Annotated in this window: 9 protein-coding genes; 8 read left to right on the top strand and 1 reads right to left on the bottom strand. The window is 41.6% G+C overall.

Annotation, left to right across the window (positions count from 1 at the left end; all coding sequences use genetic code 11):
* Positions 1-23: 23 nt before the first annotated feature.
* From NNJ73_RS05065 to ligA, 8 genes are all read left to right on the top strand, one after another.
* Positions 24-944 (top strand): D-alanine--D-alanine ligase, encoded by a 921-nt coding sequence (locus NNJ73_RS05065; RefSeq protein WP_254492987.1) that lies wholly within the window; start codon positions 24-26, stop codon positions 942-944.
* On the top strand, positions 932-1,843 hold the full coding sequence (locus NNJ73_RS05070) for a cell division protein FtsQ/DivIB (RefSeq protein WP_254492988.1): 912 nt from the start codon (positions 932-934) through the stop codon (positions 1,841-1,843). The genes NNJ73_RS05065 and NNJ73_RS05070 overlap by 13 nt, the downstream gene beginning before the upstream one ends.
* Positions 1,840-3,141, top strand: coding sequence for a cell division protein FtsA (gene ftsA, locus NNJ73_RS05075; protein ID WP_254492989.1), 1,302 nt, complete (start codon positions 1,840-1,842; stop codon positions 3,139-3,141). The genes NNJ73_RS05070 and ftsA overlap by 4 nt, the downstream gene beginning before the upstream one ends.
* Before the next feature lie 63 nt (positions 3,142-3,204).
* Entirely contained in the window at positions 3,205-4,977 is a 1,773-nt protein-coding gene (gene ftsZ / locus NNJ73_RS05080) for a cell division protein FtsZ (RefSeq protein WP_254492990.1), read from the top strand.
* Between the two features lie 214 nt (positions 4,978-5,191).
* Complete coding sequence (gene lpxC / locus NNJ73_RS05085; protein ID WP_254492991.1) at positions 5,192-6,076, top strand: UDP-3-O-acyl-N-acetylglucosamine deacetylase; 885 nt, start codon at positions 5,192-5,194, stop codon at positions 6,074-6,076.
* A 162-nt stretch (positions 6,077-6,238) separates the two neighbouring features.
* Positions 6,239-7,132: an outer membrane protein assembly factor BamD gene (locus tag NNJ73_RS05090; RefSeq protein WP_254492992.1), complete on the top strand. Its 894-nt coding sequence runs from the start codon at positions 6,239-6,241 to the stop codon at positions 7,130-7,132.
* Between the two features lie 7 nt (positions 7,133-7,139).
* Positions 7,140-8,801, top strand: coding sequence for a DNA repair protein RecN (recN, locus tag NNJ73_RS05095; RefSeq protein WP_254493217.1), 1,662 nt, complete (start codon positions 7,140-7,142; stop codon positions 8,799-8,801).
* Positions 8,802-8,934: 133 nt separating this feature from the next.
* Positions 8,935-11,094 carry an NAD-dependent DNA ligase LigA gene (gene ligA / locus NNJ73_RS05100; protein ID WP_254492993.1) on the top strand — a complete coding sequence of 720 codons (2,160 nt, stop codon included), beginning with the start codon at positions 8,935-8,937 and terminating at the stop codon, positions 11,092-11,094.
* A gap of 232 nt (positions 11,095-11,326) precedes the next feature.
* On the opposite strand, the gene NNJ73_RS05105 is transcribed toward ligA, so the two are convergent.
* Entirely contained in the window at positions 11,327-13,153 is a 1,827-nt protein-coding gene (locus NNJ73_RS05105; RefSeq protein ID WP_254492994.1) for an aminopeptidase P family protein, read from the bottom strand.
* Positions 13,154-13,170 lie beyond the last annotated feature (17 nt).

Below are 13,170 nucleotides of genomic sequence, written 5' to 3' on the forward strand. Positions count from 1 at the left end.
TATGCGAAAGAGGGTGATTTATTATGAAAGATAAACATATAGCTGTGTTAATGGGAGGTTTTTCTTCTGAACGGTCTGTAAGTTTATCTTCAGGAACGGCTTGTGCTGATGTTCTTGAGGCGCAGGGGTATCGCGTAAGTCGCGTGGATGTTGACGCTCATATTGCTTCTGTTCTTGAACAGTTGCAGCCCGATATTGCCTTCAATGCGTTGCATGGTCCATTTGGTGAAGATGGTCGGATTCAGGGTATTCTTGAATATTTAAAAATTCCTTATACCCATTCTGGTGTGATGGCATCTGCTTTGGCTATGGATAAGGGGCGTGCAAAAATTATTGTTGCAAGTGTTGGGGTTTGTGTCGCTCCTTCTCGTATTATGAATCGCTTTGCTGTTGGGCAAACGCATCCCATGGAGCCTCCTTATGTTATTAAACCTGTGTGTGAAGGATCAAGTTTTGGTGTTGTCATTGTCCAAGAAAATGAAGCTGCACCACCGCATAATATTGGGGGTGTTGAGTGGGGATATGCCGATGAGGTGATGGTTGAGAAATATATTCCTGGTCGCGAATTGACCTGTGCTGTTTTGGGAAATGAAGTGCTGGATGTGTGTGAAATTCTCCCCAGCCAACATTTTCCATTCTACGATTATGACTCAAAATATAAGACGGGTGGTTCTCTTCATATTTGTCCTGCACAACTTTCACTAAATATTTACCAAAGTGTGCAAAGAATGTCTTTAGCAGCCCATCAGGCGATAGGGTGTCGAGGTGTTAGCCGTTCTGATTTTCGTTTTGATGAGAAAACAGGAGAATTGGTTTGGCTTGAAATTAATACGCAACCCGGTATGACATCGACGTCTCTTCTTCCTGATATTGCAAAAGCGAGCGGTCGTACTTACGGCGATATTGTTCAATGGATGGTGGAGGACGCATCATGTATGCGTTGAATGTTAATAAAACAAATGTTCCGATGGAGGTGCTTTCAGTGCCGACTTTGCCACGTCTTTATCGTCGTTTTCTTCGCTTTATATTTGAGTTTGTTTTTGTCAATATTCATATTCCGCGTCATTTCGGCTCTTTTGCTGTTGTATGGTTTTTCTTTGTAACAGCTTTTTATGGACTTTCATCAAGTGGTCAGATGGCTGTGATCGTAAACACGATCATATCGGATAGTGGCTTTGTGGTCACGCAAGTCGACATCAGTGGTAATAAGCGTTTGACAAAGCAAGATATTTTGAAAATTTTAGAACTTGATGCTGCACCTTCTATATTCACTTTTGATGTTGAAAGAGCTCGTTCTCTTTTGGAAAAACAGGCTTGGGTTCAATCGGCAAATGTTCAGAAAATTTATCCCAATAGAATGCGTATTTCCATCGTGGAGCGTGAGCCTTATGCTATTTGGCAACATGATAGCATAATGGATATTGTTGATCATACGGGGCGTGTTATTGTGCCTTTTAAAGGAGAAACTGTTCGGGGTTTGCCTCTTGTGGTTGGGCAGGGTGCGCAAAATGCCGCTAAAGGATTTATTCAAGCGCTGTCAATTTATCGGCAAGTGTATGATCGTGTTCGTGCTTTTGTGCGGGTAGGGGATCGGCGTTGGGATCTTGTTTTGGATAATGGAATGCGCCTTATGTTGCCTGAAAATGGTGCCCTTGAAAGGCTTTCTTCTCTTATTTCATCCGGTACAATGCAAGATCTTTTATCGCGCGATATTCTCAGTGTTGATTTACGTCTTGCTGATCGAATTACTGTTTCTTTATCAGATGAAACGTTGGAGCGTTATCAAGCTCGTGTTGCAGAAGAAGAGCGTATTTTAAAGGTGCGAAAGGTAGGAAACCCATGATGTTGTTCAGATCACATCATCGGGGGGGGCGTAAGACACGTTTTTTAACGGTTCTTGATGTCGGCTCAAGTAAGATTGTCTGTCTTATTGCTTGTTTGCGTCCTTTGAAATATGCGCACTATTTGCATGGTCGTACGCATTCTATGGAAATTCTAGGCTTTGGAGTACAGCGTTCACGCGGTATTAAATCTGGTGTTGTCATGGATATGTTTGCAGCAGAACAATCCATACGCTTGGCTGTTGATGCGGCAGAAAAAATGGCTGGTTTGGTGGTGGATTCAGTAATTGTGAATTTTTCCTCAAGTCGATTACAAAGTTCTTTGATTCAAGGAAAAGTTCATTTGAATGGTCGTGAAGTTACTAAGCGTGATATGCGTATGGCCTTTTCAGATGTTTCGCGTAAAGCTTTTGATGCTGAACGTCATATTATGCACTCAGTTCCAGTTTCTTATATTTTGGATGGAGATAAAGGAATTTCTGATCCTATTGGCATGGCAGGGGAAACATTTGGTGTCGACGTGCATGTGGTAACCGCAGAAACAGCCTCTTTGCGTAATTTAGAAACGTGTATTAATCGTGCCCATTTGAGTGTTGAAGCAATGGTTGCTACTCCCTTTGCAAGTGGTCTTGCTGTCTTGATGAATGATGAGGCACATTTAGGAGCTGCATGTATTGATTTTGGTGGTGGAACAACAACGTTTTCAGTGTTTTTTGAGGGAAAATTTGTTCATGCGGATGCTCTTGCTGTTGGTGGGCATCATGTCACTCTTGATGTTGCACGTGGATTTTCTATGTCTCTAACAGAGGCGGAACGTTTAAAAGTTGTTTATGGTTCAGCACTTTTAACAAGTGCCGATGAGCGGCAAATGATTAATGTAGCAGAAATTGGGAGTGAACAGCGTGAAATTCAATATCCTCGCGCGGTTCTTGGGCGCATCGTTCGTGCGCGTGTTGAAGAAATTTTAGAAATGGTGCGTGATTGTTTAAATCGTTCTGGTTTTGGTCACATCATTGGTAAGCGTGTTATTTTGACTGGAGGGGCAAGCCAGTTAACAGGATTGCCAGAAATGGCACGTACTATATTAGGAAGAAATGTTCGTATCGGGCGGCCTTTAGGAATTTCGAGGCTTCCTTCTCTTGCAAAAGGGGCGGCGTTTACATCTGCTGTAGGGTTGTTAATTTATCCGCAATTGGTGGGTTTTGAAGAAAAAACAATGCAGTCGGCAGGAAATCATTTATCGATGGGCACGCGTGGGTATTTTCAGCGTGTTGGTCAGTGGTTGCGTGAGAGTTTTTAGTTAAGTCTAGTTGGATAAATTTCATCGCTTTGGCTTGCGGTGTCTTATGAGAAGGAAAAGAAAATGACGATTAATCTGCATCGGCCAGATATCGCGGAATTGAAGCCACGCATTACCGTTTTTGGTGTTGGAGGTGGTGGCGGGAATGCCGTGAATAATATGATAAATGCTGGTCTTCAGGGAGTTGACTTTGTTGTTGCAAATACGGATGCACAGGCTTTGGCTATGTCAAAGGCTGAACGTGTTATCCAGCTTGGTGCTGCTGTGACAGAAGGTTTGGGTGCTGGGGCTTTACCAGAAGTTGGACAAGCTGCAGCAGAGGAATGTATTGATGAAATTATCGATCATCTTGCAGACTCTCATATGGTTTTTATTACTGCTGGTATGGGGGGAGGAACTGGAACAGGGGCTGCTCCCGTTGTTGCTCGTGCAGCGCGTGAAAAAGGTATTTTGACTGTTGGTGTGGTGACAAAGCCATTTCAGTTTGAAGGGGCACGTCGGATGAAAACGGCAGAGGCTGGTATTGAAGAATTACAAAAGTCTGTCGATACATTGATTGTTATTCCCAATCAAAATCTTTTCCGTATTGCAAATGATAAAACAACATTTGCTGATGCTTTTGCTATGGCGGATCAAGTACTTTATTCTGGTGTTGCTTCCATTACGGATTTGATGATTAAAGAGGGCTTGATTAACCTCGATTTTGCTGATGTTCGTTCTGTTATGCACGAAATGGGTCGGGCCATGATGGGAACGGGTGAGGCATCTGGTGAGGGACGAGCTTTGGCTGCTGCTGAAGCGGCTATTGCGAACCCATTGTTGGATGATACCTCTATGCGTGGCGCACGTGGTTTATTGATTTCTATTACCGGTGGGCGTGATATGACCCTCTTTGAGGTTGATGAAGCTGCTAATCGTATCCGTGAAGAAGTGGATGCTGATGCGAATGTGATCTTTGGGGCCATTGATGATGAGTCATTGGAAGGTGTTATTCGTGTTTCTGTGGTTGCCACCGGTATTGATCGTGAGGTTAGTGATGTGGTTCAGCCCTCTCAGCCTCAGTTCCAAAGACCAACCTCTTCAATGCGCAAGAACGATCCTGGAACGCCACACAGTTCTTTTCATGTGCAGTCACCGCCTTTGCGTTCTGAATCAATGGTAGAAGTCATCGAATCACTTGAAATAGAAAAGAGTAAGCCAACAGGAGAACAGTTTCGTCCCAAAAGTCAAATTTTTGCACAGCCTGCAGAAGCAATGATGACACGAAATGCGACAAAAGCTGTTGCTTATGGTTCAAATGTTGGGCAAGATCAGGTATCAAATGCTCCACGTATGCAAGGAAGTCGTATTTCTCAACAAACTATGATGGCTCCTGTGAGCATGGAGGCTACAGCACATGTTCTTGATGAGATGACAGGGGTTGTAAAGCAAAAAGAAAAGCTAGTGCAACCAAAACAAACGCAACAGATCCAAGCGCGCGCTCCAATGCGGATGCCTGAGTTAAAGGATTTTCCTCCTGTTGCTCATGGACAGAGACAAAGAACATCTGTGACTGATCAAGGTCCTCGTAATCTTTGGCAGCGTTTGAAACAGAGCTTGACACATCGTGAAGATGAAGAGCCAGAAGCAAGGTTGGAACCTGCTGTGAGATCGTCACAGCAGCAAGAGTCTTCTCTTTACAATAAAAATTCTCAGGCGCTTTCTCAAGATGCTTCTGTTTATGTTCCACGCCGTTCTGGTGAATTGCATCCTCAGGTTCCACAAGATCAGCGGACTTTTATCAGTGAAGAAGATCAGTTAGAAATACCGGCGTTTTTACGTCGTCAGGCAAATTAATTGGTAAAAAATGAGGTAAAGTAAGAAATTTTATGCCCTCTTTGGCGATGAGTCAGAAGTTATAAAGTAAAATATACTGTTATTTTAGATAAAATACTTTGTTTTTTAAAAACCGCTTATAATAAGCGGTTTTTTTTTATTATTTACTATGAATATTTTTTTTATAGTTTTATAAATTTTGTTAAAATATGTAAAAGAAAAGCAATAAAATAATATGATGAATTTGGTGCCAAAATATCAGTCTACTCTTAAAAAAGCAGTAACATTTAAGGGGATTGGCGTTCACAGTGGCTGTTTGTCGGAGATAAAAGTTTGTCCAGCCGATGTTGGATGTGGTATTCTTTTTAAGCGTCGTGGACTAGACGGTACAGAGAAAATATTTCAAGCCCATGCATCGCAAATGGGAGAAACTGAGTTATCAACGGTGCTTGGAGATGGAGAAGTAAGGGTTGAAACAATTGAACATTTGATGGCAGCTATTGCTGCTTATAATTTAGATAATCTTGTTATTGAAGTGTCGCATAATGAGATCCCTATTTTAGATGGTTCTGCATGGCAATATTGCCAAGCTTTTGAAGATGTTGGCATTGTCCAGCAAAATGCATACCGCTCTTATTTCATGATAAAAAAGCCGTTACGGGTTGAAGACGCTCATGGTTTTGCAGAGCTTTTGCCATTTGATGGGCGCCGTTTTGATATAACGATTTCTTTTCCTTCTTCTGCCATTGGGAGGCAACATTTCAGTTTTGATCTTACCACACGAGGGTTTCGAGATGATTTGTCACGTGCACGCACTTTTGGTTTTATCAAAGACGTGGAAAAATTACGGCTTTCTGGAAAGGCGAGAGGCGCTTCTTTAGAAAATTCTCTTGTTATCGGTTTTGATGACAGAATTTTAAATCCCGATGGTCCTTATTGGGAAAATGAATGTGTCCGGCACAAAATGCTTGATGCGATTGGTGATACTGCTTTACTTGGGGGTCCTTTTATTGGATTATTTCGTTCTTACTGTAGTGGACATAGAATTAATGCAAAGTTAGTGCAAGCTGTTTTGGCAGACGAATCATATTACGAAAAAAGCTCTTTAGAGGAAGAATAAAAGAAAATTGACAAGACTTTTTTATCGTTTATTTGATTTTTAAGGGGATGATTGACCTAAACTGCTAAATTGGTTATGTGCATTTTAAAGTGATATGGTATAAAGGCTTTTAATAAATTATTTTTGCTGCAAAGGTGGTATTCTGTGGAGGCCGGAAAAACTATGAAAAAATCTCATGTGTGCATTAGAAATATGGTATATAGAAAATCTAACATTGTACGCAAGATATTAGGGGTGGTTCTTTTGGGAAGCACCTGTATGTTAGCGGGATGTCTCTTTAAAGAGAAAAATACCCTTGATCCATCTGCTTATGTTTTGAAAATAGATCCACCAGATGTTCTCTATAATCAGGGGCTTGCGAGCCTTGAGAGTGGGCGGCTTGGAGACGCTGCAAAAAAGTTTTTGAAGATTGAAAAACAGTATGCTTATACAGACTGGGGACGTAAATCTTTAGTCATGGGTGCTTTTACAAATTATCGCCTTGGGAAATATGATGATTCAATTAGTATGGCTCAACGCTATATTACTCTTTATCCAGGGTCTAGTGACTCAGCTTATGCGTACTATATTATTGGTCTTTCTTCTTTTCGCCGGATTCCTGATGTTACGCGTGATCAACGGGATACGAAACGCGCTATTGCTGCGATGCAGCTTCTTATAGAGCGTTATCCAAATTCTGAATATGTCAAGGATGCTAAGGATAAAATACGTTTCGGGCGTGAACAGCTGGCTGGTAAAGAAATGCAGATTGGCCGTTATTATGAAGAAGGGCGGCGCTATCTTGCTGCAAGTAGACGGTTTCGTACCGTCGTTGAAGAGTATTCCGATACAAATCAAATTGAAGAAGCGCTTTTCCGCTTAACGGAAGTTAATCTGGCGCTTGGTTTAACGGCGGAAGCACAGACGGCAGCAGCTATTCTAGGGCGTAATTATCCCAAAAGTCAGTGGTATAAATTTTCTTATAATCTCTTGCAGAAGAATAAAATATCGCCACATGAGCATAAATCTTCTTGGATCTCAAATGCTTTAGGTGGTGATAAGAAGAGGGCACGTTGATTCTCTCATGCTGGTACAGCTTTCGATTCATAATATTGTTTTGATCGAAACGCTCGATATTCATTTTACGGCGGGGTTAACGGTTTTAACTGGAGAAACAGGGGCAGGAAAATCTATTTTGCTTGATGCTTTGTCGCTTGCTCTTGGGGGACGGGGTGATGCTTCGCTTGTGCGTCATGGTATTGATCGTGGGCAGGTCACCGCTGTTTTTGATGTTCCTCTTTCACATCCAGCACGTCAGCTTATTCGTGAGAATGGTCTTGATGATGAGGGGGATATTATTTTACGGCGTGTGCAATCAAGTGATGGACGCAGTCGTGTCTTTATCAATGATCAGGTGGCGAGTGTTTCTTTAATGCGGAGTGTTGGCCGTCACTTGGTTGAAATCCATGGACAGCATGATGATCGTGCGCTTGTTGATGTTGCTACACATCGCCAATTATTAGATGTCTTTGGTGGGCTTGACGGTGAAGTAGAAAATTTACGTCAATGTTATCGGGTATGGCATGAATGTGAAGAGCGTTTGCAACAACAGCGTCTTAAAGTAGAGAATGCAACACGCGAAATGGATTATCTTCGTGCGTGTGTAGAAGAGCTTGAAAAACTTGATTTTCAAGTTGGTGAAGAAGATGCTCTTTCTTTGCGTCGTGCTGATATGCTTAAGTTAGAAAAAATAGCGACGGATATTAAAGAAGCGGATGATCTTTTAAGTGGTCAAAAATCGCCAATTCCGGTGTTATCTAATTTGGTAAGGCGTTTGGAGCGGAAAATTCCTGAGGCAGAAGAGCTCATTACACCAGTGGTGAAATCTCTTGATGAGGCATTGTGTGCACTTGCAACAGCACAAGAAGGCATTGAGACAGCAATACGTGCATTGGATTTTGAACCTGATGAATTGGAACGGATAGAAGAACGTCTTTTTACCCTTCGCGGTTTTGCGCGTAAATATCAAGTTTCTGCGGATGAATTGGTTCAGTTACGCGATAAAATGGATGCTGAACTTACTGATTTTGAAGAGGCTCAGAACACGTTAATGCGTTTTGAAGATGAGGCAAGAGAGGCACAGAAAAATTATGATACATTGGCACAAACTTTAACAATAAAACGTCAAGAGACAGCAAAGCATTTATCTGAAAGTGTTATGGCTGAGTTGCCAGCATTGAAATTAGAAAAGGCAGAATTTATTGTTGAAATGCAGACTGATGTTGAAAAACGAAGTGCAGAGGGGTGTGATCGTATTGAATATTGGGTGCGGACCAATCCTGGAACACGGGCTGGACCCATGCTGAGTGTTGCTTCTGGTGGTGAATTGTCTCGTTTTTTATTGGCATTAAAGGTTGTGTTGTCTGATCGCGGATCAGCTCCCACGTTGGTTTTTGATGAAATTGATACAGGTGCTGGGGGCGCTGTTGCGGCCGCTATTGGGCAACGGTTGCAACGTTTGTCAGAAAAGATTCAGGTTTTTGCTATTACGCATGCACCCCAAGTTGCGTCAAAAGCGCATAGTCATTTTCTTATTTCAAAGATTGAGAGTCATGATAAAGGGCGCTTTATGACTGTTCTTCATAAAATGGAAGAGCATGAGCGTGCAGAAGAAATTGCTCGTATGTTGGCAGGAGAACAGATTACTGAGGAGGCACGAGCTGCTGCTCAAAAGCTTCTTGCATAAAAATTCAGTGAGTTAACGATAAAAATATCGCTTATTAATTATTTTACTGACAAGCGTGTGTTCATTTGAGTTCACTTTATAATTAAAGAGTTGAGATTTTTATGACTATAGCCCATCATTTGGAATAGATTTTATGAACAAGGACGGAATTAAAAACCTCACTGCTCTTGAAGCAGAAAGTGAATTAGAGTGGTTAGCAAAAGAGATTGCACGTCATGATGTGCTTTATAATCGTGATGATCAACCTGAAATTTCTGATGCAGAATATGATGCTCTTCGCCGGCGTAACGCAGAAATTGAAGCTCTCTTTCCTGAACTCATTCGTATAGATTCTCCTTCACATAAAATTGGAGCACCGGTTTCGGAGAAGTTTGAAAAATCTGTTCATACACAACCGATGCTTTCCCTTGATAATGCGTTTAGCTTTGAAGATGTTACTGAATTTGTGGAACGTGTGCGTCGTTTTTTACGGTTTTCAGAAACACAAATATTAGAAATAACTGCGGAGCCAAAAATTGATGGTTTATCGTTGTCTTTGCGCTATGAAAAGGGGCGGCTTGTATGTGCCGCAACGCGGGGTGATGGAGCTGTTGGTGAAAATGTGACAGCGAATGCACGAACAATTGCTGATATTCCAAAAGTTTTGCAAGGCAAATTTCCTGATATTCTTGAAGTTCGCGGTGAAGTTTATATGGGGCGGGAGGATTTCCAAGCGCTTAATATCAGTCAGCAAGAGAAGGGTAAGTTAATCTTTGCCAACCCTCGAAATGCTGCGGCTGGATCACTGCGTCAACTGGATTCACGGATAACTGCTAGCAGAAAGCTGCGATTTTTTGCTTATGGTTGTGGTGAGGTGAGCGAAATATTTGCAGAAAGCCAAATGGAGATGATAAAAAATCTCGAAGAATATGGCTTTATTATCAATCCATTAACAAAAGTTTTTAAGACAGTAGAAGAAATTATTTCCTATTATCATGATATCGAAGAACGCCGTTATTCTTTAAACTATGATATTGATGGCATTGTTTATAAGGTTAATGATTTGATGCTCCAAAAGCGTTTGGGATTTGTTTCTCGTTCGCCGCGTTGGGCTATCGCACATAAATTTCCAGCAGAAAAAGCGATGGCGCTTTTGGAAGCTATTGATATTCAAGTGGGGCGCACGGGAGCATTAACACCTGTTGCGCGTCTTACGCCTATTACTGTTGGTGGGGTGGTGGTGACCAATGCTAGTTTGCATAATGAGGATTATATTAAAGGAATTGGTCATAAAGGAGAGCTCATTCGTGAGGGGCGCGATATTCGTATCGGCGATACGGTGATTATACAACGTGCTGGCGATGTAATTCCTCAAGTTGTTGATATCGTTGTGGAAAAACGTAAAAAAGATTCTTCTGCTTTTGTTTTTCCTCACCTTTGTCCTGCTTGTGGCAGTCATGCTGTTCGTGAAGCAGGAGAAGCAGTGCGTCGTTGTACTGGGGGGCTTATTTGTCCTGCACAAGCGATTGAGCGTATTCGTCATTTTGTTGCACGCAATGCTTTTGATATTGAGGGCTTGGGTAAAAAACAGGTGGAGTTTTTCTTTCATATTCAAGAAGAAACGCTTCGGATTCATACACCTGCTGATATTTTTACTTTAGAACGACGCCAAGAAAACTCGTTGGTACGTTTGGAAAATATGGAGGGTTTTGGTGCTGTTTCAGTGCGCAAACTTTACGATGCCATTAATGCACGCCGCAAAATTCCTCTCAGTCGTTTTTTATTTGCGTTGGGGATTCGTCATGTTGGAGAGGTCAATGCACGCCGGCTTGCACGCGCTTATCAAACTTATACAGCTTTTGAAACTGCGGCGATGGAAGCACTTATGCCATGTGAAAAGGAAAATAAAGAAGGCAATGAAGTTTGGATGGAACTTACCAATATCGAAGGGATTGGACCACAGGTAGGCAGTGCAATTGTTGATTTTTATCAAGAAGCGCATAATCGTGAGGTTTTGGCTGTTTTGCTTGAAGAAGTGACTCCTCTCGATGAGGAGGCTGTTTTGACAGCATCTTCATCGTTAGCGGGAAAGATCATAGTTTTTACAGGAACTTTGACGCGTATGTCTCGCGATGAAGCAAAAGCATTGGCAGAGCGATTAGGGGCAAAGACTTCCGGTTCACTTTCTAAAAAAACAGATCTTCTTGTTGCAGGGCCTGGAGCGGGATCAAAATTGACTAAAGCTGGGGAGTTAGGTGTTGAGATTATCGATGAAGAGGCTTGGCTACAGCTGATTGAGGGACATTATGGTTAAGAGGGATGATTTCTCAAGCATGATGGATATGCTCGTCTTTTACTTTTCCTCATCAGAGGCAATTTACTGATATTGAAAGTCAATTTATACTTATTTTTTAATGCTGTAAGATATTGTTTTATTAAGATAATAAGGAATTTTAATATTTCCTTACGTTCAGTGCATATTTTTGCTTGGAAAAAGGGCAGGGATGTTCTTGTTGGAAGCTTTAAGAGATATTTGTGTTTTTCACTTAAAGAGGCATAGTTGCTTCTTTTATCCATTCTTTCTCTTCTTCATTTAAATAAGATTCATTCATCTGATAAACACGCGCGTGGTAATTATTGAGCCATTGTCGCTCTTCTTGTGTTAAAAGCTCTGGAAGAATGAGTCTTCGATCAATGGGGCAATGGGTGAGCGTTTCAAAGGAAAGCATTTCTTTCTCGCCACCAGCAGTTTTTTGTGCTGGGTTCACAATGAGTAAATTTTCAAGACGAATACCAAAAGCACCTTCGCGATAATATCCAGGTTCATTTGAAACAATCATTCCAGGAATCAATTCTTGGCAGCCTTTGCGCGAAATATTTTGTGGTCCTTCATGAACAGAAAGATAAGAACCAACGCCATGACCCGTACCATGGGCATAATCACAACCGGCTTTCCACAAAGCAATGCGTGCTAGAACATCAATGTCTTGTCCGCGTGTTCCTTTTGGAAAACATGCGGTTGAAAGAGCAATCATGCCTTTAAGGACGAGAGTAAAACAGCGTTTTTCTTCTTCTCCAATATTCCCAATTGCTACTGTGCGTGTGACATCTGTGGTGCCATCACGGTATTGTCCACCTGAATCCACAAGATAAAGTTCACCAGCCTTGAGTGGTTTATTGGTTTCATTTGTTACACGGTAATGGATAATAGCTCCATTTGCGCCTGCTGCTGAGATCGTATCAAAAGAGAGATCTTCAAGTTTTTTTCCCATGCCTTTTGCTGTATTTATGCGAAATTCTTCTAATTTCTGAGCAGCAGAAATTTCATTTATTGTGCCTGGTGTTTGTTTGTCTAACCAAGCAAAAAAACGGGTAAGAGCAACACCATCGCACAGATGAGCTCTGCGCGCCCCTTCTTGTTCTGTGTCATTTTTAATGGCTCGGGGTAGAGCTGCAGGATCGGTCAGTGTGATGAAAGATTTGCCACTTTCTTCAAGGACAGTGTGTAACTTTTCACATGTTAACTGTGGATCTAAAGCAAAAATCACGCCTTTTTGGCTATAATCTTTAATCTTGGCAATAAGCTGTTCTGGTTCATATAATTTTGTATAACGTTCCAGATATTGTTTTTGTTCTTCACCAAGCTTTTTGCTATCAATGAATAAGGCTGGTATTTCGTTTATGGGTACTAGGGCAAAACAAAGAGAAAAAGGTGTGTTGGAAACATCATTGCCACGGATATTGAACATCCATGCAATAGAGGAGGGATCTGTAAAAATAAAAGCATCTGCACTGGCTTGTTGTATGGTTTTGCGAATTAAAGAGAGCTTTTCATCGCTATCCCATCCTGCATATTGGAGAGGATGAATCGATAAGGCAGATTGTGGTGATGGTGGTTGATCATGCCAAATAAGATCAATAGGATTTTGTTGGACTGCTATAAGCTTTCCACCTGTTTTTATCTCTAAGGATTTTTTCAGTGTATCTGTAGCGGCAATGGTGTGGAGCCATGGATCAAAGCCAATAGAAAGTTGTGTTCCATTTTTTTCAAGCCATTGTGAGGGGGGGCACGTTACGAGATCTTCATATTCAAAAATATGAGGATTAGTTTGTTGGCGAACTTGGAGTTTATAGCGTCCATCAGTAAAGATAATAGCTTTATTTTTTAAAATGAGAGCGATCCCTGCAGAACCCGTAAAGCTAGTGAGCCAGCTTAAGCGTTGAGCATGGGGGGGAACATATTCTCCTTGATGTTCATCGCTACGGGGAACAAGAAAACCATCGAGCCCAAGACGATCGAGTTCTTTACGAAGAGAGGAAATGCGCTCGAGAGCATGGGCGGGATTTGTTGTTGCTTCAAAAGATTGATACATAACAACGTCCTTTTCAT

Origin of the sequence: Bartonella sp. B1099 (assembly GCF_944801835.1) — a bacterium.
Classification (GTDB): domain Bacteria; phylum Pseudomonadota; class Alphaproteobacteria; order Rhizobiales; family Rhizobiaceae; genus Bartonella.

Bases quoted from the DNA above. Each gene is read 5' to 3' on its own strand.
- NNJ73_RS05065 (WP_254492987.1), top strand. From the start codon at position 24: ATGAAAGATAAACATATAGCTGTGTTAATGGGAGGTTTTTCTTCTGAA.
- NNJ73_RS05070 (WP_254492988.1), top strand. From the start codon at position 932: ATGTATGCGTTGAATGTTAATAAAACAAATGTTCCGATGGAGGTGCTT.
- ftsA (WP_254492989.1), top strand. From the start codon at position 1,840: ATGATGTTGTTCAGATCACATCATCGGGGGGGGCGTAAGACACGTTTT.
- ftsZ (WP_254492990.1), top strand. From the start codon at position 3,205: ATGACGATTAATCTGCATCGGCCAGATATCGCGGAATTGAAGCCACGC.
- lpxC (WP_254492991.1), top strand. From the start codon at position 5,192: ATGATGAATTTGGTGCCAAAATATCAGTCTACTCTTAAAAAAGCAGTA.
- NNJ73_RS05090 (WP_254492992.1), top strand. From the start codon at position 6,239: ATGAAAAAATCTCATGTGTGCATTAGAAATATGGTATATAGAAAATCT.
- recN (WP_254493217.1), top strand. From the start codon at position 7,140: ATGCTGGTACAGCTTTCGATTCATAATATTGTTTTGATCGAAACGCTC.
- ligA (WP_254492993.1), top strand. From the start codon at position 8,935: ATGAACAAGGACGGAATTAAAAACCTCACTGCTCTTGAAGCAGAAAGT.
- NNJ73_RS05105 (WP_254492994.1), bottom strand. From the start codon at position 13,153: ATGTATCAATCTTTTGAAGCAACAACAAATCCCGCCCATGCTCTCGAG.